Genomic DNA, 23,028 nt, shown 5'->3' on the forward strand with positions numbered 1-23,028 from the left:
TTTGTCTAAAAGCTTGTTCACTGCCAAGATCGGAACTTCGGGGAACCGCCAAGTTTCTCCTCCTGTCCATACCCGGCGCTAAGTACATTACCAAAAATATACAAGTCTAGAGCTTCTCCTGATACTCCCACTCGTTCCAAGGCTGCACGCATGGCGATCGCGCCTAAGTCTACTGGAGACAAATCTGCTAAGACACCTCCAAACCTACCAAGCGGTGTGCGTACTGCTGAGACAATATAAACTTCTTCCATACTTCTCATCACGTTGGTGAATTAAAAATTGAAAATAATGAAACAACTTTGAATTTTAAATCAATTATTATTTCTAACTTCTGATAAGAAATTGCTTTTGTTTGAATGATTTATTTTGCCAAAATAAACTTATTAAAAACTGTAATATTAATTTACAATGATTTTGATAGCAATAAATCATTCTTTAGAAGTAAATTAAATATTGTATAAAAATATAAGTATTAATATAAATAGACAGCATCAACACCATTCAATAGGAGTAAATATAATAATAGATTTTCCCAATAATTTTGAGTCGTTTCTCAGACCTTTCAACGAAGCCTAGAGGATGCTTTTCAATCAGGGCTATTTCATTCTTATCTAGCCCGCCTCAGAATAAATTCTGAGTCTAATAGCGAAAGTCATCTTTAGATGACTCAGAAAAGGTTCTAGTCCGTTTTAACAGGCTTTAGGTATTAGCCTTAGCCTAGAACTTTAGTTCTGGGCGGTTTATGTATACAATGAAATAGCCCTACTTTTCAATAACTGGGAATCTACAATTATTCTCGCGCCTTCAGCCAATCGGCAATTGTTCGCGGTAGGTCTTTTTGAACTTTGCTGCTCACATACATACCAATATGTCCAACTGAAAAGGATCGCACTGTATAATCAACACTGCCAACATATTTCTCAAGAGCTAAAGATGATGCCGGTAAAACTAGATGATCCTGTTCGGCATAAATGTTTAAAATTGGGATGGGGATATTTCCCAAATCTACTAGCTTATTGCCAATCTCAATCTTACCTTTAATTAATTTATTTTCTTGATAGAAGTCCTTAATAAATTGTCGAAAAGTCTCTCTAGCTTGATCTGGACTGTCAAAAATCCACTTTTCCATGCGGAGAAAATTGAGCAGCTTGTCCTCATACTCAACAATCTCTAGTAGATCAATATACTTTTTGACACCCAACTGAAAAGGCTTCAGCATTACGAAGACAAAGTTGAGAAAGTTGCCAGGAATGTTACCTAAAGTGTCAACTAGAAGATCCACATCTAATGCTTGTGTCCCTAAACTGCTTCCACTCCAAACATTGAGAAGTCCTTCATTGATGTGAAAATCGACTGGCGTAACCATAGTAATCAGGTTTTTTACCTTTTCTAAGTAAAGAGAACTGTAGCAAAGGCTAAAGGTTCCCCCCTGACAAATTCCCAATAAGTTAATCTGCTCTAAGTTGTGGCGATCGCGGATGACATCTACACAGTTATTGATATACCCATTGATGTATTTATCAATAGTGAGCCAGCGATCATCTTGGTTAGGATATCCCCAATCAATCAAGTAAACATCTAGACCAAGTTTGAGTAAATTAGCAACAAGCGATCGCCCCTCCTGTAAATCTACAATGTAGGGACGGTTAACTAAGGCATAAACTATTGTACCCAACCAAGAAACACTATAAATAAATCCAGATTTTATATTATTTATAGCTAGTATCACTTTTTACCTACATTTTGGTAGTCATTTCTTCTAGTTCTTTGAGGTGCTGTGCGTTCACAAGCCAGTTTGAGCATAAGGTAGAGGAATATCTGAAATAATGGCGGCAAAATCAGCTACTCTCTCTCTCAAACTTTTTGGCACAGATGACTCTTGGCTTAAAACGTTTTTTAATTGGTCAAAAAAGCGCCTTGTAATATTTTCGTGTCCAGAAAATAACCAGGGATTAAAAGGAACGATGATTGGTTTCTCTTCCTCTGGCTTTTGCTGAAGATAGTGAACTACAAAGTTTAATAATGTAGATTTGCCAGAGTTCCAAGAACCGTAAACTGCAATAACGAAACCTTCAGGAAAGGTCATTTTGCAAATACTGTCCGCTAGATACTTGGCAAAGTTCGCATGTCCTAGCAAGTCTTTTTCGGGATCAACTAAAGAGCTATCTGCCGATATATCGTTAATTTCTGTCTGTGCCATAAAAAATTTTGATTACTTATGTTGCGATCGCAGGTGCAGTTGCTGGTATAACTGGAGCAATGGGTATCACTGTTGGTAGCTTTCTAACGATTCTACCTTTTATCGAAGGTTTGCTAGGGCTGTTTGTTCTCTCAGGCTTACTACGAATGGCTGCACTTGTGCTTTTGGCTTTTGTTCAAGAGCAGCGCTCAGTACCAGTGGGTCAGCTAATGCGAGTCCTGTTTCCCATCAGGCCGTCAACTAATCTTATTGAAGTTGAGGAATAAGTTTTTAACTATTAATAGGGGCAGGGGTTGCCTTTCCTTACCTGCCTCTAATATTAAGTTCAGAACAACACTTATTTCAACAACATCCCAGCAAAATATACAATTTCTGAGCATCAACTCTCCGTTGCTAACCAAGCACGTAAAACTTCTGCCACTGTCCACGCTTGGGCAATACATCCCCGTGGGGTCATCGGAGCATCACCATCAAAAATTTCGCTGAGACTACCAACACCGTGTGCAGTCAGATGATTAGCCATTGGTTCCAAAAATTGACGGGCCTGCTCAGGATTTTTGTAGACGTGCAGGTGTGCTAAGACGAACGGCCCCAACAACCAACCCCAGACTGTTCCTTGGTGGTAAGCTCCATCACGTTGATACTGATTACCACCCTATTTACCCTGATATTGAGGATGGTCAGAAGCTAGCGAGAGTCTTTCAGACACGCTACGCGATCGCAACCCATGAGAAGTCAGCAACAGCAAAACGCCATAGGGGAATTGTACCTTCCAAGGAAAAGCGTTCAATGTGTTGGTAACCGTGGGGACTGACGATACCATCTCCCCAACGATTAGTGTGTAGAGAATAAGAGCCTGTGTCATACAGGACAGTTTCATCTAGTTTAGCTAGCAGTAAGGTGCGACCCAGAGGTGGTTTCAATGCTGCTACCAGTAGTCCGTGATAGCGGCGGGTCAATAAACCAGCCACAGTCCCAGAGGCGTAACCACCAATACCGTTAGTAACTAACCACTCCCGCGACTCTGCAATGTCAAGATTGCCGCAAGTTTCCCGCCCAAATTCTATACACATAAGAGAGCAATTTTTGGTTAATCCCAACTAAAATCTTACCTGCTAATCAGGGTTAAAATTTATTACATTAAGCAATATTAAATACTAGTATCTTTGGGAACTATGGTTGGTATATAACTGCGACAACATTACATCAGTTCATGAAAAAATATCAAATCAGCCCAAAAAACTGGTCACAAGAAACTTACATCAAAGCTTTAAAGAAAGCAGCACACGCACATCAAGGTCAGAAAATGCCAGGTTCAGAAATACCTTATATTATGCACTTGAGTTTTGTAAGCATGGAAGTAATTGCAGCCCTAAGTGTAGAAACAGAACATGATGGAAACCTTGCTATACAATGTGCTATTTTACATGACACTATCGAAGATACTGACACAACATTTGAGGAAATAAAAACTGAATTTGGTGAATCAGTAGCTAATGGTGTAATTGCACTGACTAAAGATAAAAGTTTAGCAAAATATCTCCAAATGGCAGATAGTTTAAAAAGGATAAAAGAGCAACCGCAAGAAATATGGATGGTGAAATTAGCAGATAGAATCAGCAACCTACAAGCACCACCACATTATTGGACTCAAGAGAAAATTGTTCGATATCGAGAAGAAGGTATTCAGATTTATGAAGCTTTGCAGGATGCAAGTCCATTTCTTGCTTCACGCTTGGCAAAGTTAATTGAAGATTACAAAGCGTTTATTAAGTAGATAGTCTTCAGTGAGTTATATCATGTCCGCTTGATTACTTATGAAACCCGAAGAACCCCACCCCGCCAAAGCTATGCTTTGTCTCCCCTCCCCGCTTGCGGGGAGCAGGGTGGTTTCATACGAAAAAAGAAAAATACATAAGTCTTGATTTCTCGTTTTGTGTCCAGGCTTTTTCCCTCTCTCCAAACCTCTCCCCCACGGGGGGAGAGGCTTTGAAACCCAGTTTTAGTTTTTCTCTGCTTGTATGAAACCACCCTGCCTCCCGAAGAGCGGGGAGGGGTTGGGGGTGGGGTGTAATGACTGTGGCTAGCGTAACTATTTATGCGGACATGATATTAAATCACACTAGCAACCTGTTAGATTTTTTATATTTAGTTTTTGGAAATAGTTGCGTTCTTAATATCATCTATCAATTCATCAATCCTTAATTGAGTCGTATTCCAAGAACACATAAAACGTACTCCTCCCACACCAATAAATGTATAAAACTGCCAGTTCTTTGCTTTTAAGGCGTGAATGACTTGCTCAGGTAGTTTAACAAACACAGCGTTGGCTTCTCTAGGAAACATCAAGTCAACATTTCCTATATTCAATAGTTGATTTTCTAAGTATTCAGCACATTGATTGGCATGTCTGGCATTTTTTAGCCAAGCACCAGTTTCTAATAAACCCAACCAGGGAGCAGAGATAAACCGCATTTTTGAGGCTAGCTGACCTGCTTGCTTGCATCGATAATCAAAATCCTCTGCTAGGTCTTTGTTGAAGAAAAGAATCGCTTCACCTAATGCCATTCCATTCTTTGTACCACAAAAGCACAACACATCCACTCCACTTTTCCAAGTAATTTCAGCAGGGCTTTTATTCATAGCGGCAACTGCATTTGCAAAACGAGCGCCATCCATGTGAATCTTTAAGTTATACTTTTTCGCAACTTCTTTAATTTTCAGAAGTTCTTCAATAGAATATAAAGTCCCTAATTCAGTTGATTGTGTGATGCTAATAACTTTAGGTTTGGGATAATGAATGTCAGTACGTCTAGTGACAATTGCCTCTATAGCCTCTGATGTTAACTTACCGTTTTTACCTTGAGCAAGTAACAATTTAGAGCCATTAGATGCAAATTCAGGTGCGCCACATTCATCTGTTTCTATGTGAGATGTTTCATGACAAATGACGCTGTGATATGACTGACAAAGGGCTGCTAAAGATAAAGAATTAGCGGCTGTACCATTAAAGGTAAAAAATACTTCACAATCAATTTCAAAGAGTTCCCGAAAATAATCTGTGGCTTTTTGAGTCCATTCATCATTTCCATAGGCTGGAACACTACCTTGATTTGCCCTAATCATATATTCCAACGCTTCTGGACAAATCCCAGAGGAATTATCACTTGCAAACTGTTCTAATTGGCTAATCATAATCTCTACTTTAATTTTTATCAGTAGTTGTTATAATCTTAGTGAATAATTTTGATATTTGGCAACTCCAAAATTGAGGTGGATGCTATTAACCCCTCAAATTATAGCGATTATCATTTGAATGGGTACTGGGTAGGGACACGGCAATGCCGTGTCCCTACGAGTATGTGTGTTCATCTGTGGTTAATTATTTTTTCTGTATTTTACTCGGCAAGAACCGCTATATCTAATAATTCTGCTAATTACAAGAACTTCAAATGGTAAGGCTATTTCATTCTCATCTAGCCCGCCTCAGAATGAATTCTGAGTCTAATAGCGAAAGTCGTCTAAAAACGACTGAGAAAAGCTTATAGTCCGTTAAAACGGACTTTAGCTATAAAAGAGGAACTTTAGTTATGGGCGGTTTATGTCTAGAACGAAATAGCCCTATTTAAAATGGTAGGATAAATATTTATATAGCCTTATTTAATCATTCGTGAACAAAAATTACCGACTTATCTAAAAAGTTTTGAATCTAAAAATTTTGATTTTAAAAAATTAAATATAACTGCTATGTCTTGCATCAACCTGTTAATTATTTTTTGTTTTCGTAACTTTTTTCTAAAGTATTTATAACAACAATCAGCATATTTATGCTAAGTAGTTTAGACTATTGTTATGACTTTACTAATGTCCACAAAAAACTGAAGTCTTAGTTCTCCGTTACTGAGACGTTAAAATACTATGGTGTCTTCGTCAGGCTTGCATTGAGGGGATTGTGAGACGTTAAACATTGCAAATAACTAAGTATTATGCTAAAAAAATAAATTTTATTAATTAAAATGCTAATCATATACTTATAATGTACCATACAATGCCCGACCAAGAACTATGACATCACTATTGGGCTATTTGTTATTTGTCATTAGCAAAGGACAAAGGACAAATGACCAATGACCAATGACCAATGACTAATAACTAATGACTGAACCATTGATTGAACTCAAAGGTGTTTCTAAGTCCTTTGGTAGCCATAAAGTTCTAGATAATGTAGACTTGACCATTTACCGGGGAGAAGCACTAGGGATTATTGGGCCATCAGGTACTGGTAAATCAACAATTTTACGGGTAATGGCGGGGTTACTTACTGTCGATGAAGGAGAAATTTATGTACAAGGAGTGCGGCGAGACGGTTTGATTGAGGATGGTGGCCAGCAGGTTGGCATTGGCATGGTGTTTCAGCAGGCGGCGCTATTTGATTCGCTGACGGTGGAGGAAAATGTGGGATTTTTACTTTATCAAAATTCAAAGCTACCGCGATCGCGCATCCAAGATTTGGTAAAAGAAAAATTGGAGATGGTAGGTTTGCCAGCAATAGGCCACCTCTACCCAGCCGAACTTTCCGGGGGAATGCGAAAACGGGTAAGTTTTGCCCGTGCGATTATGTCTAATCCCGATGATCCCACAGAAGGCCCAGAAATTCTACTATACGATGAACCAACAGCCGGACTTGATCCCATTGCCTCAACAGTAATCGAAGATTTAATCCGCTATTTGCAATGTTTACATGGAGTTTGTAGTACTTATGCTGTTGTTACCCACCAAGACAGCACTATCCGTCGTACAGCTGATAGACTTATATTTCTCTATGAAGGTAGAGTGCAGTGGCAGGGTACAGTTAGTGAAACATACAACACAGAACATCCTTTGATCAAACAATTTCTCAGTGGAAGTGTCCAAGGGCCGATTCAAGTCGTCGGTTAGAAAGTGAGGAGTTAAGAATCAGGAGCGAGAGTTAAATTTACCTCCTAACTCCCAACTCATAACTCATAACTCATAACTAATTATTGGGTGGAGGAAAAAAATGCGAGGTCTTATGACAAGCCGCTTCGCGTCTGGGCGAACATTTAGAGAAGGCTCTGTGGGATTGTTACTCCTGCTAGGATTAGGGGTATTTGGATTACTGTTTCTGTGGTTAAATAGATTCACTCCTGCTGGCCGTTCATACAAGGTTATTGTGGAATTTGCTAACGCTGGCGGAATGCAAAAGGGAGCAACAGTTCGCTATCGAGGCGTTAAGGTAGGAACTATTTCCCAGGTTCGACCAGGGACAAATGCCATTGATGTAGAGATTGAAATTGCCCAAACTGACCTACTTCTCCCCCGGAATGTAGTGGTAGAAGCTAATCAAAGCGGATTAATTAGCGAAAGTATCATCGACATCACACCAAAAGCAACGTTACCTACTGGGGTTGTGATTGCTAAACCCCTAGATAAAAATTGTGATCCCAGCCTGATAATTTGTAATGGCTCTCGGTTAAAAGGTCAGATTGGCATTAGTGTTGATGAACTAATTCGCAGTTCAAGTGAGCTAGCTGCTGTATACAATGACCCCAAATTCTATAGAAATGTCAATAGGGTTCTAGAAACTACCACAGGCGCAGCAACCAGTTTTACTGCGCTAAGTCAGGATTTACAAGGTTTGACCAAGAACTTGCGACAACAACTTAATACCTTTTCAGCCACTGCTAATTCAGTGCAACGAGCGACAAACCAACTGAGTGCATCTTCGAGTCAAACAATAAATAAATTCGGTGCAACTGCAACTCAAGCAAATCGTTTGCTGAACAACCTGGATACTTTGTTGACAACAAATCGTTCTTCGCTGGTTGGCGCTTTGAACAATATCACTGAAACCAGCAACCAACTGCGTGTTACAGTCACTAGCCTATCACCAGCTGTGAATCGATTCACTCAAGGAGCATTAATCAACAATTTAGAAACTCTTTCAGCAAATGCAGCGCAAGCCTCAGCTAATTTACGTGATGCTTCAAAAAGCTTAAATGACCCAAAGAATGCGGTGCTGCTACAACAAACTTTAGATTCAGCACGAGTAACGTTTGAAAATAGCCAAAAAATTACATCTGATTTGGATGAGTTGACAGGTGATCCTACTTTCCGCCAAAATTTGCGGCAATTAGTGAATGGTCTAAGTAGTTTGGTATCTTCTACACAACAGATGCAGCAACAAGTGCAAGTTGCTACTACTCTAAATTCGGTAAAAACTGCTGTGAGCAAACCAAAGAATCTAATTCCTATCCCAGCCCCAACCCAAGAGGCGATGGCTAATGATAAGTCCCTACCTGTCTACGTAATTAATCCCCCACCTGCTAATTTTGGAAGTACCGACATCAACCCTGAACCAACCGCAACCCCCAGTCCGTCTATCTCTAACTCATCCCAAGAAGACCTGTTGAAGCAACTGCGGGAGTATGGTAAGCAACGTAAGCAACTGGAGACGGGAAAATAAGCAATACAGCTTGACCGAATTTTAGATTTTGGATAATGGAATTGAAAAATTCGTGTTGAAAAGTTTGCCACGGAGTGATAACAATGTCCGCTTGATTGCTTATTAAACCCGAAGAACCCCACCCCGCCAAAGCTATGCTTTGTCTCCCTGCCCCTAATCCCCAGAGGGGGCCCCGAGTTCCCCGCAAGCGGCTACCGTGTATACACAAGTCGTCCTCTACCCATATTTTTGTCAGAGTGAAACTGTCACACTTACCGATATCCCGCCCAGAACTGAAGTTCAGGGCTGATAGCTGAAGTCCACTCAAGTGGACTGAATCGATCATTTAGTCCACTTGAGTGGAGTTCAGCTATGAGACTCGGAATTCATTCCGAGGCGGAATAGAAATGCAGTGCGAGATTATTAATAAAGATATGGCTGCGGTAAGACTTGTGTGTACACCGTAGCCGCTCTTCGGGAGAGGTGTAATGATTGTGGTTAGAATGACTATTTATGGGGACATGGGATGAATCTAAAATCTAAACAATTTTAGATTCAATAACTATTCACTCACCCACCACAAGACCAGCAACTATCAAGCGCCATACTTGGGCAAAATCCGTGTCGATGTTTGGATCGCTCCATTCGGATGCGTGAGCTGGATGGTGAAATCGAACCATCGCTTGAAAGGCTGCCTTCGCTGCTACCTGCGGATCTGTTACCCTAAACTCGTTACTGGAAATACCGCTCTCGACGATCGCAGCGACTTGGCTTACCAGTTCAGCAATGTGAGCTTGAACTACCCCTCGCACCTCTTGAGCGATCGCAGAATAGGTTGCAAACAACTCTGGCTCGTTCAGGACTTTTTGACGTTTCAGAGTCATGAGTTGCTCAAACCATCGGTGCAACCGTTCAACGGCGGAACCCTGTTCTTGGGCGATCGCTGCTAGTGGTGTGGAAACCCGATGCAGCCACCGTTCTGCTACCGCATCGCGCAAGGCTGCCTTGCTGGGAAAATGCCGATAAATCGTGCCGTGGCTCACCTCTAAAAAGCGAGCCACATCGACGACTGTTGCCTTTGCCAGACCGTAACGACGCAAAACCTCTTCGGCAGCGTCGAGAATCCGCTCCGGTGTCAAAGCTGAATCATTCATCTCTTTTCACTATCCAACATCCCCATTTGACCTGGATCATAGCGATCGCCAGCCACGGCATCTAGTGGCACTGCTGCCTCAATCCGGGCGAGATCATCCTGACTTAAGTGTAGATCCAGCGCACCCAGCGCTTCATTTAAGCGATCGCGACGCCGCGCTCCAATCAGGGGCACAATGTCGTTCCCCCGCGACAGCACCCAAGCAATTGCCACTTGAGCAACCGTCGCACTCTGTTCTTGGGCAATAAGGCGAAGGGCTTCGACTAGCAACAAATTGCGATCTAGATTCTCTCCAGAGAAGCGTGGTAGATGTCCTCGAAAGTCTTGCGCTTGCTCAGAGCGTTGTTTCGACCAGTGACCGCTCAACAATCCTCGTGAGAGGACTCCATAAGCGGTGACAGCAATGCCCAATTCACGCACAGTTGGGAGAATGTCATCCTCAATGCCACGACTTAGGAGCGAATATTCGATTTGAAGCCAGGTGATGGGATGAATCGCATAAGCACGCCGAATTGTATCTGCACCCACTTCAGATAAACCAATGTGGCGAACATATCCAGCTTTCACCATTTCGCTAATCGCCCCAACGGTGTCTTCAATGGGCACCCTCGGATCGAGCCGGGCTGGCTGGTAAAGGTCAATGTAATCGGTTCCCAGTCGTTTTAATGTATAGGCAAGTGAAGTCTTCACGGCTTCAGGACGACCATTGAAGCCAATAAAGTTGCCGTCAGGCGATCGCAGCGCCCCGAATTTAACAGCAATGAAAACATCTTCCCGCCGCCGTCCTGCTAGGGCTTCGTGTAGCAGCAGTTCATTGTGCCCCATGCCGTAAAAGTCGCCTGTATCCAGTAAGGTAATGCCTGCATCAAGCGCTGCATGAATCGTTGCAATACTTTCTTCGCGATCGGCTGGGCCATAAAAATCAGACATGCCCATACAGCCAAGCCCAAGCGCCGATATTGTTAAACCGTTTTTTCCCAGTTGACGCGACAACATAGCAAGTTCTCCCTGTGGTGATACAACTATGATATTGTTTAAATAACAAAAATCAATATTTGTCATTCAATATTTGTTAATACCGCCCAAGACGGTGAGCATCTGTTAAGAAATCGTAGACGCATTCGCGGAGCGTCTCGTAGAGAAGCGGCTGCTACCACAGAGGCACAGAGAACAGGGAGGAATAAGAGTTTGAGAGGTATTTTGCATAAGTCCTGTCTGATTTGAGTCTTGCATTTTGTCCCTCACTTACTTGCAAACTGCCATAAGTTACCCTTTGAGACATTTTTGAAACAATGTTGTCATGATTTGCGCGATCGCCTGTTGTGATTTTTTGGTTAGATCAGGGAACTCTATTAATACTGTTCAGTAATTCGTGCAGCGTTGACCAGAGAAAAGCTTTCCGTAGGGTAGCAACTAGTATTGGTTGTTGTAGGTTTATTTGAACTGTGATGTAAAAATATTTTGAGTTTTGAGGATCGGCTGATGGATAAATCAATTATTCAGTTGGTTGACGAATTACCGGCTGACAATATCACTGTCAAAGTACTAATTCGTAATTCGTAATTCGTAATTAAAGAGGGTTCAAGCCCCCACCATAATCTCTGCTGAAGGGTGGTCAACAAGACAGTGGAGGGTTCAAGCCCCAAAGGAATTGCAACTACGAATTACGAATTATCAATTACGAATTATGTTGACTTATTACCAAGGACAGCTTGAATAAATGTGCATTCAATGAATATGTTACAGTCTGGGAATGGCTAGCCATCGGTTGCAGAACCAATCCCACAACGAAAAGACCGACCAGTGGGTTAGGTAGAAGTTTTTGTAGCATCAGGAAACAAACCCTTTTTAATTACAAATTATTTTGACACTTGCGCTACGATATCCCCTATTGCCTTGATGCAATGTATATGAGGAGTAGGACAGGTCAAAAATATGACAGAAGAATTCAATACACAGGGTGCAGATAATCTGGTTGCGATCGCAGATCAATTCGCTAGGCTAGGGAAGGTTACAGGCGTTAAAGCATTTGGAAGTGGTAATATCAATGACACCTTCTTAGTAAATCTAGATTTTTCAGAAGAACAACATTTTGTCCTGCAACGCATCAACACGCAGGTATTTCGGCAGCCACAACTGATTATGCAGAATATGCGTACCTTCACTGAGCATGTCCGCAAACGGTTACAGCGCACACCCCCGAATCGTCGCTGGGAAGTGCCACGCGTGCTGTTGACCAAGGATGCTCAAGACCACTGGAGGGATGCAGACGGCTCCTTTTGGCGGGCGATCAGCTTTATTAAAGGCTCCCAGTCTTTCGATACTATGCGCGATCGCTCACACGCGAAAGAAATCGGTTATGCCTTGGGGATGTTCCACAATCTGATCAGCGATTTGCCACCAGAAAAACTCGCCGATACTCTTCAAGGATTCCATATCACACCGCTTTATCTCCAGCATTACGAAGAAGTGTTGGCGAAAACTATTGCGTGTCAATCTTCAGAAGTTAATTATTGCTTACAGTTTGTTAGCGATCGCCAAACCTTTGCACATATCCTAGAAAATGCCAAAGTTGAAGGCAAGCTACCTTTGCGTCTGATGCACGGCGATCCAAAAATCAATAACGTGATGTTTGACACTGCTACCCTGCAAGCCGTCAGCGTCATCGACCTGGACACTGTTAAACCCGGTCTGGTACATTACGATATTGGTGATTGCCTGCGATCGGGTTGCAATCCGGCTGGAGAAGAAACTGAGAATTGGGATAGTGTTTATTTCGATACTGATCTGTGTCAGGGAATCTTACAAGGTTATCTCTCGGTAGCAAAGGCATTTCTGACTGAGAATGACTATGCATATATATACGATGCAATTCGTCTGATCGCCTTTGAACTAGGATTGAGGTTTTTTGCTGATTATTTAGCTGGGAATATCTACTTTAAAGTTAAACACCCAGAACATAACTTGGCAAGAGCGATCGTCCAGTTTAAGCTTACCGAAAGTATTGAATCGCAAGAAACGCAGATTTGTAATATTATTAAAGATATGAAATGAACAACCAGACATTTTTCCTGCAACCCTTTCCTTCTACAAAATCCCTGCCTAATTTGAAAATTGCAGGTAATATTGCCAGAAATGGTAATAAACTTGCCATCCGCTATATGCTTGAGGGCGATTTAAAAGAAATTGCAATCGCTCCACCATCAAATACTCCATCACGCAAGCATGAACTTTGGCAAGACACCTGCTTCGAGTTCTTTCTTGGCATCAAGAATTTTGCACGGTATTGGGAATTTAACCTCTCCCCCGGCGGACACTGGAATGTCTATCGCTTTGATGGATATCGTCAAAGAATGCAAGAAGAAACAGCTTTTGAAAACCTACCGTTTAATGTTCAAAATCAAGCCGATGGTTTAATACTTGTGTTGGATGTAGATTTGGATAAAATTATCTCTGTAAAGCAAGCTATTGAAGTTGGCATTACAACTGTCATCAAACATAGAAATGATCAGGTGACTTACTGGGCGTTAACTCATCGAAGTGCAGAGGCTGACTTTCATTTGCGAGATAGTTTTATTGTTAAGTTGTGAGTTATATATCACTGAAATGGGGAATAATCAAATGAGCTAAAACATTAAAACTCGTTACTTAAATTTACTCCTGATATTCGCTAATAAAAAGCTTATTACTAATCTCGTTTTTAATATTGGAAAAGTAGAAAAACAAACTCTGGAAGCTATGCATGATGGAAGAATTGAACAAGAGCCAGCAATTACTGACAGACTACTAGGGGTGATGGAGCATGTACTGAATGATAAAAGAAGCTAGAGGAACACCTTTGAATTGCAGTTTATTGTTTTAAACTTGAATTATCGTCGTAAATTTGTATGTAGCGCTCGATCATGACACAAAACACATTGAAAGTTCATGCATTTTGGGATACAGATGCAGAAGTTTGGGTGGCAACTAGTGAAAACGTCCCAGGATTAGTAACAGAAGCTTCTACTATTGAGTCTCTTACGCAAAAGCTTAGAGAAATGATTCCAGAACTCCTTGTTCTGAATCGAATTGTGCCTTCTGATTATGTGGGTTCTATCAGCTTTGAATTAACCAGCCATCGACAAGAGTTGATAGAGGTAGCTTCATAAATGGGTGTGTCTTTTACTCCTGAGTTGAAAAAGATGCTTTTGGAAGCTGGGTGCTACTTTGAAAGGCAAGGCAAGGGAGACCATGAAATTTGGTATAGTCCAATCACAGACCGTCGTTTTGTGGTAGATAGTTTCATCAAGTCACGCCATACAGCTAACACAGTTTTGAAACAAGCAGGACTGTCTAAAGCGTTTTAATTTTGATATTTTTTGTGTCGAGAACCTGGACACTGGAAAAGTCTTAGAAAATAGCGATCGCCAAGCTGGCAATCCGCCTATTCTAGTTGATAGCAGCGACAAAATAATTAAAGTTTTAGGCTAGCCTCCGCAGTATCCCAACCTGTATGAAATCCTCACTCATGCTTGGCAATGGCATCAACAGCGATATAGTTAGAGACAAACGCTTTCGCTATTATACTCGCGGTAGATCCACAGCAAAGAGTAAAGGTAATTTTAAGAATTATACCTGTTTCAAATCGCCGTTTGAATATTTTAGAGGTGCGATCGCACTAGTAGGTAAAAAATTAGGTTAAATATCTAAACCATAGCGGTATTTACATATTTCCACCTTCATGGTTATCACTTGATCGCTTCTATATATGAATAATAATTAGTAACATTATTTTATGGTAAAAAATAAACTAATTTACTTATTTCGTTTGATAGAGTTAATTAAAATTTCAGAAGGCAAAATATAGGATAGATAGCTAAAAAGCAAATTATCAACTGTTAATTTATGCAAAAGATTTATGGCAATAGTCAAGGGATAAAAGCTAGCCAAATAAAACAATTACAACGGCTTTACGAGGAAAATCAACCAGCAGATAGATTAATTACGCCGTAATTTGCGCTTATATGACCGAAGGACAAGACAAGGTGGCTGTCTTTACCAAGAAATAACTCATACCAATTCGTAATGGGCTACGCTAAGGTAATGTGTAGTTAATGAAGCTAAATTACATCTGAGTTTTCAAGTTTGAATATACAGCTTTGTTTTTTCAAGTTGGTGTTACTTGGAAATTCAGGAAACTTATTTAATATAAACAACCACATCCACAAAGGAATGCGGTTTATCGGAGGAGTAGATGTCAAAATACGACTTTCATTATTTTCAAGGGAGTACTCTTTCTGATCTGTTTGCTCAAGATATCACAGATGCATCTTATGGGTTTATCCTAAATTACCCTGCAACTGCCAGTTGGGCTGCTTATCCCAACCTGAAAAAATATTTTATTCAAGATGGCAGTAGTGAAGCCACCAAAACCTCCTTCGACAAGATTTGTCAGAAAGAACCTTGGAAAAATCTGGCTGTGTTAGGCGATCGCATTCCTGGAATTGTGATTATACCACCGCCAAAGTCGCTAATTGGCTACTGGCAAGAGCATTTCGGCAGCCACTCCAATAGGTCGATGATGGATTGCTCAAGTTATCTAGATGACCTCAGCCACAGCGAACGCTTTGACAAACTGATCACTCTATTTCCCTTTGATCACCTCAAACCTGAAAAACACGCTGTTGATCCAGACACTCATTACCGCTTACTTAGCAAAGTAACGCTAGCCGAATTGGGGGTACAATGTCCTAAATACAAGAGCTATAATCTGCACCAAGTCAATCTCGAAGACATTCAATTACCACAATACCCTTACTTAATTAAAACCTCCCACGGACTCTCAGGAGAAGGCACTTATATCATCAAAAGTCCCAGCGATTTGAACTACTGCTTTGAAGAAATTAAGAAATATCTTGATATTAAGTTGCTCGATACGATTATTGTTTCGGAGTTCGTCAAGAATGAAGTGCAGAATTACTGCGTACAGTTCTATGTCAACAAACTAGGAGAGATAACCCTCATCGGCACTACCGGCCAACTCGTCACTCCAGAAGGCAACTATTTAGGCGGACTGATTGACTACCGCAACACTGACATGAGTAAGTTCTTTGAGATGATTGCTAACGTTGGTCAGTATGCTCATAAACAGGGTTATTTCGGCGTGATTGGCTTTGATGTGCTGGAAGACCAAGAGGGACAATTTTATGCCATCGATGCCAATTTTCGAGTCAATGGCTCGACTCCGTTGTGCTTGCAGCGTAATACCCTAGTGGGATTGGGAAAGGGAGTAGCTAAATATTCCAGTGATTACCGCATGGAAGGAACACTGGATTCAATTTTAGTCACCTTAAAACCAGAACTAGATCGCAAGGATTTAATCATTCTGTCGGCTTTAGAGAAGATCAAATACGGAAAAATCAACACCGATATTTATGCGATCGTTACTGGAGAAAATATCCAGGAAATGCAGCATATCGAGCGTAAATTACAGAATAAGGGATTACAATGGCTTCCTTAAACAGCACCACTGTTGATATTTGGCGTTAGAAAGCCTTATTTTTCATAAAAACTGGTGTTCTTTGCCCAAGTCTTAAGCTCGACTTTATCCAAAATTAAGAACTCGGCTTTCTTGATTCAGCAAAAACTCTAGATTTTTGGCAAATACTTTTTCCATGTCATATCATGTTCGCTTGATTACTTATTAAACCCGAAGAACCCCACCCCGCCAAAGCTACGCTTCGTCTCCCCTCCCCGCAAGCGGGGAGGGGATTAAGGGGTGGGGTGCAATGACTGTGGAAATCATAACTAATTATGCGAACATGATATCACTGATTATCGCTCAAGTCAAAAAACTAAAACTATTATCCTACAAGCGTTTCAGCGTCATGTTTTGGATTTCGTAAAAATGGATAAAGTCGAGTTAAGAGGATGTCTCAAAAGTTTTTTGGGAGGTATGTATTTCATCCTGAAGCTCTCACAGAATATGCTAATGCCGTTCAATATTACGCAGAACAGCGTACTGAGGTAGCGCAGGCATTTATCAATACAATGAAGGAACGGTTACACCATTAGCATTTCCAGATGTTTCAGTGTCCGTTCAGAGACTTTTGCCATAGGGTGGCATTGTTGAATGGAGAGATAAATAGACTTCTGTAGGTACAATTCTTCCGAATTACCGTAGATCCACGGTATGGACATTGCACAGTATATGACCTCAATTTATCCCTCTATTATGCAACGCCAGTTTTTTCATGGTCTAAGAATCTTAGCTGTAACTTGCGGTGTTCTGATAGCCCTTTTGGTTGACTTCTGGCTCCTGACTCCTGCCCAAACTGTGAGCGGTCGTCCAACTTGTTTATACAACAAGCTCTCTAAAATCACACCATTATTGTTGGCGGTAAGAGTTTTATTCGGCTGACGCAAAGATTCATAAAAGCCGTTGTACCAGCCATCTTTTGACTTGAGGTTGCCTTGGACAAAATCAAATAACTGACTGGTGTAAGTAGTATTGTAAAGCACATGCCAGCCGATCGCAGCTTTGGCACTGAGGAACCGCAAATCGTTGTGTTTTTCTCTGGTATCTGCGATGGTTGCCCAAGGTTCTCCGTTGACCAAAGCTGCGATCGCTGCTGTCTGATCCCACATACTTACAGAGGCAAAGCCATCAACGGAATTGACTAAGCCAGTTTCATTGTTCCAGTTGCGCTGGAAGTATGACCGAAGAGGCTCAGGGGCAGTTCTTGCTGGGAGCGGGGGGAGCAAGCCCTGCCCCTGAGCCGTGGAATGAATTCTGGAACATGGGTATCAAGCCCCGTCATAAAGGACGCCTGAAGGAAGGCGGAGTACAAGCTCCGTCTCAGTTTTCCCCTAAGCTTTGCGCCCCCTGCTCCCTTGCCTCTTTTGACCAACGTATTTTCACCAAATACATTCTTCCCAATTTTGAAATCTAACTAACACTCAGAAGTTCACCTGACTAGTACAATAAAATAGTCACGCACCCGATCTCTGGAGTTCTAGCAGTGGGCTTATTTGATGATTTGAGTCGGTTTCTAGAAAACCGTTTAGAAGAATTCTTGCGTAACAATCCACATTTGGAGTTAGAGGCGCTGCTAGAACAGCTGCGTGAGCAAGAGGAAGGCACATTAAAGCTGATCGCAGATTTACGAATACAAGAGAAGCGATCGCAAGAAGAAATTCTGTCCACCGCTCAAGAAATTCAGCGTTGGCATATCCGTATTCAAAAAGCCAAAAACGCCGGCAGAGAGGATTTAGCAAGTGCTGCGGGCGAGCGAGAAGCAGCCCTGTTGCGCGAAGGAAATCAGCGCTGGGGACACATGCAAGGGCTGAAAGAACGCATTAACCAATCTCAGGAACTACTGCGAAAAATTCAGCAACGGCGACAGGAAGTGCAAGCTAAAGCTGCCGTTGCACAGACAGTCCGTGCTAAAGCGCAAACCCAGCAGCGTTTTGAAACCAACGGCTGGTCAAATAAAACTAGCAGTTATTCTAGTGGATTTGATGACTTAGAAGAGAAGTTCCGTAGCTGGGAAACTCAGGATGAGTTAGAACAAATGAAGCGGAATCTAGGAAAATAGTCATTAGTCATTAGTCATTAGTCATTAGTCATTAGTCTAAGAGATAGCACGCCCACTCAACGGCTTGCTCAGGGCATTGCTTGGGGCGAGGTATGTACCAAAAACTTTTTATCAAATGAGAAATGCTGATTTTGCCGTTAGTTCTTAACTTTAGTTGTGAACCACACTACTTTAGACGCGTTTGCCCTTAGCACTTACGCACTGTACAAATGCATCATGATGTGAATTAAGGATCTTGAGGAAGTTTTCAGGCTTTTCTTAATTATCCTGCGATCGGAAATAGACCATGCTGTAGGGGCTAAACTTTGCTCATACGTGTCAACTTAAGTCAGAGAGCTTCATTCCAGAGTCATTTTACCCCACACGCCAGATGCTCCATTTGGGGAGACCCTAAGACCGCACTGGCTCCCCTTAATCCCCTCCCCGTGAACGGGGAGGGGAGATTTTGTCGCTAGACAAAAGCGGGGTGGGGTTGCGAGGGCATAATTAGTAATTGGTGGACTTTTCAGCACTTGCCAGCGCTCTCTTTTTCAGCACTATTGTTTTTATAACTCGACCAAGATTAGAAAATAGTTGGACTAGCTCTAGTCTTTTAGCAACTTTGACTATTACGATTGCCACATTTGCAGTCGTATATATGGGTAGTATGCTTGTCCTCAATCTTATTACAAATATTTGGATTTTCTACCGGATTTTCGGAAAGAAGAATCTCGATATTAATCCTCTTCATCCCGATCGCTGTGGCGGTCTTCGATGTCTAAGTGATTATTCACTTCAAACTGCCTATCTAGTTGGTGTATTAGGTATCTTGATTGGCGTGATTGAGTATCAGGTGATTACACAAGGTATCGAAAAAGAATTGTGGTTTGTTCATCTGGTAATTCCACTATATATTTTGCTATCAATGGAATGTTTTTTTGGGCCATTGCTGGCAGCACATAGCGGTATGAAAAGAGCTAAAGAAGAGTCTTTACATAAAATCGCTCGACAGTTCCGAGCAGAGTATTCAGGGATTTATACTAGTCTGGCTGAAGAGACAGAAGCTTTCAAGAAAAAATCTGAAAAAATTCAGCAGCTACGTGCCTTGTACACTATGACTGATGAGTTACCCGTTTGGCCCTTCGATGTCAAAACTTTCCGTCGATATCTCCTAACTGTGCCTACTCCTCTTATTGGTAGTTTAATTGGTATAGTTCAAAAATTGTTGATAAATCTACTCAAGCAACAGGGTATCAAACTTGGTTAGTTAAAGGCGTTATCAAATAAAACAGCTTTTCCTTGTGTTGTTTGAGGCTACCGCGTGGCTTTTGGTCTAATATAGTTGCTGATATATGCAGGTACGTCAATTTGGGGATGCAAGCCTGAATCGGCAATGGGTTTTGCCACATTCAATTGCAAGGGAATTTCCCCAGCCCATACTGGTAGTGAATTTATTTTGGGTTACGCTGAATTAAATGAGCAGCAAATTCAGGAAGGAGTACGCCGATTAGCTCAGGTAATTTTGGGTGCTTAAAATGTCAGTAAAACAGTTGAGAATCCAAGCAGCGCACTAGCTACCCTAAAGTATTTTTATTTTTGCTTGACAAATTACCTCTAATCCTTACTATTTACAAAATATTTTGTATTGCTAATAACAAACTTTGTTATTCATTTAATATTAAAAATTTTAGATATTCTTATTTATACAGATTACCTATGAAATTGCTTCCGAACAATTTGCTCAAGCCCCAAGTCTGACCAAGCTTGATTTTGTGCAGCTTTACAACTAATTGGTATTAGTACAATTATCAAGCAAGTAAATTCTGGAAATTGTATTTAATTTACTAATCAGGATTTATTTTTCTGATAAGGTTTAGTAAAGCCAAGTTTTACCTCTTCTTTGTATTACTACTACCACATCGTAAGAATACCTAAGTTTTTGATTAGCCATCAAGGAGGAGAAAATATCAATAATCTTGTGGTGTTCAAAGATAACGTGTAATTAAATACACTTTTCTATTCGCTATTTTGTGTTATTGCCACAGTATTTCCTAAATGTTTTCCATGAGAACTGAGGCAGAGAGGATAATATGTTTTTAGACATTTTAGCTAGCCTGCAACGGTTATTTGTCGGTTACATTCCAGCCGTTGTCTTGGGTAGTTTTATCGGATATTTCATAGGGATTAATAACATGATTTATCAGCTATTTAGGCTGATATTTCAGATACCACATAGTATCCCTCCTATAGCTTTGCTACCTATTGCCCTAATAGCATTCCAAGAGAGCGAATCGGCTGCTATTATAGTAGTTTTTTTGGGAACTCTCTGGACGATGATTATTAATACGGCAATAGGGATGCGGCATTTTCATAGACAGAATAAGAACTTTCGAGTAGCTATATTTCATCTATTTCACGCCTTGAAAGTTAGCATTTGGGTAGCTTGGTTTATAGTTATTGCTACAGAAATGTTAATCGGCCCAAAAGGACTTGGCTTTACCCTTTGGGATGCTTATAAAGCTGGCAATGCCGATTACATAATCCAGGTGATCATCTACATCGGTATCATTGGGTTTTTGCTAGATCAATTACTAGATTTCGCAGCCTATATTCTCTCGCAAATGGTTTCTGATGGGAAAAAATCTTCCTAAATTTTTTCTAGTACAGACGGCGGAAATAAACATACCATTTAAAATGGCGCAAGAAGCTCGGAATACAATTATTTTGACTTTTGGGAACTTCCAAATTAAAAAATATCCAAAAATCTCATACAACAATCCTCTCTCTTCTTCATCTCTCGGTGTCGCGCCACTTGCTTCTCCCAAGGGGAGACGCTGCGCGAACAAGTCTCTTAACCGCAAGGGCGCACTGGCTTCTCTGCGCCTCTGTGGTTCGTTTTCTTGGATACTTTATTTCTTGGAAATCCCTTGACTTTTGACTTTTGCCTTGGGGATTGCACCCTGCCAGCTAATAGTTTGCTTCGCAGAACGTATTCCTAAAGAACGAGTTGCTACGACTTCAATATCAACGTTGACACCAGGGCGTAAAACTTCGTCAGGAATTTTGAGCTTGCCCAAAGCTAGAGTAAAACGGTTGTAGTCACGAGTCACAAGTTCGTTGGGAATATCACCTTCATATTCAGTTTTATAGCCAGAAAAACCGTGCAAGCTATCCTGTGCGCGGAATTTTACGCGAAACTGAGTATTAATAGCATCAGACTTTGCTGCCAAATCGACTATTTTTAAGTTGAGGTTTTGTCCTGCATCGGCAAACTCTGCCACAGCTAACCGGGTAACATCTTTTTTGGGAATTCCAAATAAAAAAATATCCCAAAACTGACGCGAAAATTCTCTCTATTTCTTCTCTCTGTGTTCTCTGCGTCTCTGTGGTTCGTTTATTTGGATAATTTATTTCTTGGAAATCCCTTATGTCGTGGCTGACGCGATCGCGTTGATAACCATGCGTCAACGTAGCACACACCTAGCTTAATAACCGATCAAGCTGTTGTTGGGTTGTCATTAACCTTAACAATCAGCTTGCCAAAATTATCACCTCGAAGTAAACCGATAAATGCACTAGGAGCGTTCTCTAAACCAACAACTACATCTTCTTTATACTTGAGTTGACCAGACTGCAACCATCCAGAAACATCACGCAAAAAATCATTAAACCGATGTTGATAATCGCTAACTAAGAAACCTTTGATTAAAGCTCGTTTGATTAGTAGTGGCATTAAATTAGGCCCTGATGGAGTAGATGTAGCGTTATACTCCGAAATCAAACCTACTAATGGAATTCTTGCCCCAAGGTTGATTTGCTGCAACACAACTTCTAAAATTACACCTGCTGTATTGTCATAGTAAACATCAATGCCATTAGGGGCAGCTTGTTTAAGGGCTGAATCAAGTTCTTGAGTTTTGCGATTAATGCCAACATCAAAACCTAATTCCTTAACTATATAATCCCGCTTATCGTCACTCCCGACAATTCCCACTACTCGCGCACCTTTAATTTTGGCAATTTGACCTGCTACTGCACCGACAGCACCAGAAGCGGCTGAAACCACAACAGTTTCACCTTCTTTCGGTTGACCAACATCAAGTAGAGCAGCATAAGCAGTCAGACCAGGCATACCCAGTACACCTAAACTATAGGATAAAGGTGCTTGAGTAGGATCAAGTTTACGCAGTGTCTCACCCTTAGATACAGCATAAGTTTGCCAACCGTTATTGCTAAGAACAAAATCTCCAACTTTAAATTGAGGATGATTTGATTTAATTACTTGACTGACTGTACCACCTACAATAACTGAACCCAATTCTACTGATGCAGCATAAGACTTACCTCCACTAATGCGACCACGCATGTAAGGATCGAGAGATAGATAAATAGTGCGGCTAAGAATTTCGTTTTCACCCGGTTCGGGAGTTGGTGTTTCTACTAAAGCAAAATCACTCTCCTTTGGTTCGCCGACTGGACGACTTTTAAGGATGATTTGTTTGTTAATTAAATCAGACATAAGTTATTTTCCTCTAAATTAATCTGACCATTTATTGGTATACAGATGTGTATTCCGAAAATACTTCTACCTTTAGTGTGAGACTTACAAAAAATCTAGGATTCCTATTTTATTTTTCAACAAACTCCGTACAACTCG

Annotated in this window: 24 protein-coding genes and 3 pseudogenes; 15 read left to right on the forward strand and 12 right to left on the reverse strand. The window is 41.1% G+C overall.

Going from position 1 to position 23,028, the window contains the following annotated elements:
- Positions 1–17: 17 nt before the first annotated feature.
- The 3 genes from LC653_RS08020 to LC653_RS08030 form a co-directional block, all read right to left on the reverse strand.
- Positions 18–251, reverse strand: coding sequence for a thiolase family protein (locus tag LC653_RS08020; RefSeq protein WP_229493971.1), 234 nt, complete (start codon positions 249–251; stop codon positions 18–20).
- Positions 252–790: 539 nt separating this feature from the next.
- Positions 791–1,729: a class III poly(R)-hydroxyalkanoic acid synthase subunit PhaC gene (gene phaC / locus LC653_RS08025; RefSeq protein WP_229493972.1), complete on the reverse strand. Its 939-nt coding sequence runs from the start codon at positions 1,727–1,729 to the stop codon at positions 791–793.
- Positions 1,730–1,783: 54 nt separating this feature from the next.
- Entirely contained in the window at positions 1,784–2,200 is a 417-nt protein-coding gene (locus LC653_RS08030) for a KAP family P-loop NTPase fold protein (RefSeq protein WP_229493974.1), read from the reverse strand.
- A gap of 8 nt (positions 2,201–2,208) precedes the next feature.
- Here LC653_RS08030 and LC653_RS08035 point away from each other — a divergent pair, with 8 nt between their 5' ends.
- Positions 2,209–2,466 carry a hypothetical protein gene (locus LC653_RS08035; protein ID WP_229493976.1) on the forward strand — a complete coding sequence of 86 codons (258 nt, stop codon included), beginning with the start codon at positions 2,209–2,211 and terminating at the stop codon, positions 2,464–2,466.
- 113 nt (positions 2,467–2,579) lie between these two features.
- On the opposite strand, the gene LC653_RS47250 is transcribed toward LC653_RS08035, so the two are convergent.
- Complete coding sequence (locus LC653_RS47250) at positions 2,580–2,795, reverse strand: amylo-alpha-1,6-glucosidase (protein ID WP_372478132.1); 216 nt, start codon at positions 2,793–2,795, stop codon at positions 2,580–2,582.
- A gap of 115 nt (positions 2,796–2,910) precedes the next feature.
- Positions 2,911–3,273, reverse strand: coding sequence for a glycogen debranching enzyme N-terminal domain-containing protein (locus LC653_RS47255; protein WP_372478133.1), 363 nt, complete (start codon positions 3,271–3,273; stop codon positions 2,911–2,913).
- A 140-nt stretch (positions 3,274–3,413) separates the two neighbouring features.
- Here LC653_RS47255 and LC653_RS08045 point away from each other — a divergent pair, with 140 nt between their 5' ends.
- Positions 3,414–3,977: an HD domain-containing protein gene (locus LC653_RS08045; protein WP_229493977.1), complete on the forward strand. Its 564-nt coding sequence runs from the start codon at positions 3,414–3,416 to the stop codon at positions 3,975–3,977.
- Positions 3,978–4,348: 371 nt separating this feature from the next.
- Here the strand turns inward: LC653_RS08045 and LC653_RS08050 are convergent, their stop codons facing one another.
- Positions 4,349–5,395, reverse strand: a complete 1,047-nt coding sequence (locus LC653_RS08050; RefSeq protein WP_229493979.1) for a threonine aldolase family protein — start codon at positions 5,393–5,395, stop codon at positions 4,349–4,351.
- A gap of 960 nt (positions 5,396–6,355) precedes the next feature.
- Here LC653_RS08050 and LC653_RS08055 point away from each other — a divergent pair.
- Complete coding sequence (locus tag LC653_RS08055) at positions 6,356–7,138, forward strand: ABC transporter ATP-binding protein (protein WP_229486753.1); 783 nt, start codon at positions 6,356–6,358, stop codon at positions 7,136–7,138.
- Positions 7,139–7,238: 100 nt separating this feature from the next.
- Positions 7,239–8,684, forward strand: a complete 1,446-nt coding sequence (locus tag LC653_RS08060; protein ID WP_229493980.1) for an MlaD family protein — start codon at positions 7,239–7,241, stop codon at positions 8,682–8,684.
- 545 nt (positions 8,685–9,229) lie between these two features.
- On the opposite strand, the gene LC653_RS08065 is transcribed toward LC653_RS08060, so the two are convergent.
- Together LC653_RS08065 and LC653_RS08070 are read right to left on the reverse strand one after the other, a co-directional pair.
- On the reverse strand, positions 9,230–9,817 hold the full coding sequence (locus LC653_RS08065) for a TetR/AcrR family transcriptional regulator (protein WP_229493982.1): 588 nt from the start codon (positions 9,815–9,817) through the stop codon (positions 9,230–9,232).
- The gene (locus tag LC653_RS08070) at positions 9,814–10,878 is read right to left on the reverse strand and encodes an aldo/keto reductase (protein WP_308189054.1); all 1,065 of its coding nucleotides are present in this window, start codon (positions 10,876–10,878) and stop codon (positions 9,814–9,816) included. The genes LC653_RS08065 and LC653_RS08070 overlap by 4 nt, the downstream gene beginning before the upstream one ends.
- Positions 10,879–11,751: 873 nt before the next feature.
- Here LC653_RS08070 and LC653_RS08075 point away from each other — a divergent pair.
- The 7 genes from LC653_RS08075 to LC653_RS08105 all read left to right on the forward strand — a co-directional run bounded on the left by LC653_RS08075 (position 11,752) and on the right by LC653_RS08105 (position 16,869).
- Positions 11,752–12,870 carry a phosphotransferase enzyme family protein gene (locus LC653_RS08075; RefSeq protein WP_229493984.1) on the forward strand — a complete coding sequence of 373 codons (1,119 nt, stop codon included), beginning with the start codon at positions 11,752–11,754 and terminating at the stop codon, positions 12,868–12,870.
- A complete protein-coding gene (locus tag LC653_RS08080; protein ID WP_229493986.1) occupies positions 12,867–13,406 on the forward strand; it encodes a DOMON-like domain-containing protein in 540 nt (179 codons plus the stop codon). The genes LC653_RS08075 and LC653_RS08080 overlap by 4 nt, the downstream gene beginning before the upstream one ends.
- Positions 13,407–13,718: 312 nt before the next feature.
- Positions 13,719–13,964, forward strand: a complete 246-nt coding sequence (locus LC653_RS08085) for a DUF1902 domain-containing protein (protein ID WP_229493988.1) — start codon at positions 13,719–13,721, stop codon at positions 13,962–13,964.
- Positions 13,965–14,162, forward strand: a complete 198-nt coding sequence (locus tag LC653_RS08090) for a type II toxin-antitoxin system HicA family toxin (protein WP_229493989.1) — start codon at positions 13,965–13,967, stop codon at positions 14,160–14,162.
- Positions 14,163–14,308: 146 nt separating this feature from the next.
- Positions 14,309–14,497: a hypothetical protein gene (locus tag LC653_RS08095; RefSeq protein ID WP_229493991.1), complete on the forward strand. Its 189-nt coding sequence runs from the start codon at positions 14,309–14,311 to the stop codon at positions 14,495–14,497.
- Positions 14,498–15,049: 552 nt separating this feature from the next.
- The gene (locus tag LC653_RS08100; protein WP_229493993.1) at positions 15,050–16,315 is read left to right on the forward strand and encodes an ATP-grasp domain-containing protein; all 1,266 of its coding nucleotides are present in this window, start codon (positions 15,050–15,052) and stop codon (positions 16,313–16,315) included.
- Between the two features lie 410 nt (positions 16,316–16,725).
- Positions 16,726–16,869, forward strand: coding sequence for a hypothetical protein (locus LC653_RS08105; protein WP_229493995.1), 144 nt, complete (start codon positions 16,726–16,728; stop codon positions 16,867–16,869).
- A 177-nt stretch (positions 16,870–17,046) separates the two neighbouring features.
- Here LC653_RS08105 and LC653_RS08110 read toward each other — a convergent pair.
- Both LC653_RS08110 and LC653_RS08115 read right to left on the reverse strand, forming a co-directional pair.
- A pseudogene (locus LC653_RS08110) lies at positions 17,047–17,409 on the reverse strand (DUF3131 domain-containing protein); the annotation flags it as partial.
- 9 nt (positions 17,410–17,418) lie between these two features.
- Positions 17,419–17,559 (reverse strand): annotated as a pseudogene (locus tag LC653_RS08115) (DUF3131 domain-containing protein); the annotation flags it as partial.
- A gap of 257 nt (positions 17,560–17,816) precedes the next feature.
- Here LC653_RS08115 and LC653_RS08120 point away from each other — a divergent pair.
- From LC653_RS08120 to LC653_RS08135, 4 genes are all read left to right on the forward strand, one after another.
- Entirely contained in the window at positions 17,817–18,392 is a 576-nt protein-coding gene (locus LC653_RS08120; protein ID WP_229493996.1) for a TIGR04376 family protein, read from the forward strand.
- A 493-nt stretch (positions 18,393–18,885) separates the two neighbouring features.
- Positions 18,886–19,638 (forward strand): hypothetical protein, encoded by a 753-nt coding sequence (locus tag LC653_RS08125; RefSeq protein WP_229493998.1) that lies wholly within the window; start codon positions 18,886–18,888, stop codon positions 19,636–19,638.
- Between the two features lie 75 nt (positions 19,639–19,713).
- Positions 19,714–19,905 carry a hypothetical protein gene (locus LC653_RS08130; protein WP_229494000.1) on the forward strand — a complete coding sequence of 64 codons (192 nt, stop codon included), beginning with the start codon at positions 19,714–19,716 and terminating at the stop codon, positions 19,903–19,905.
- A gap of 556 nt (positions 19,906–20,461) precedes the next feature.
- Positions 20,462–21,022 (forward strand): ABC transporter permease, encoded by a 561-nt coding sequence (locus tag LC653_RS08135; RefSeq protein ID WP_229494001.1) that lies wholly within the window; start codon positions 20,462–20,464, stop codon positions 21,020–21,022.
- 258 nt (positions 21,023–21,280) lie between these two features.
- Here the strand turns inward: LC653_RS08135 and LC653_RS08140 are convergent.
- Together LC653_RS08140 and curA are read right to left on the reverse strand one after the other, a co-directional pair.
- Positions 21,281–21,682 (reverse strand): annotated as a pseudogene (locus LC653_RS08140) (collagen-like protein); the annotation flags it as partial.
- A 185-nt stretch (positions 21,683–21,867) separates the two neighbouring features.
- Positions 21,868–22,890, reverse strand: a complete 1,023-nt coding sequence (gene curA / locus LC653_RS08145) for an NADPH-dependent curcumin/dihydrocurcumin reductase (RefSeq protein WP_229494003.1) — start codon at positions 22,888–22,890, stop codon at positions 21,868–21,870.
- Between the last annotated feature and the right edge of the window lie 138 nt (positions 22,891–23,028).

It is taken from the genome of Nostoc mirabile CHAB5784, from assembly GCF_020829645.1.
In the GTDB taxonomy this organism is placed as follows: Bacteria; Cyanobacteriota; Cyanobacteriia; order Cyanobacteriales; family Nostocaceae; genus Nostoc; species Nostoc mirabile.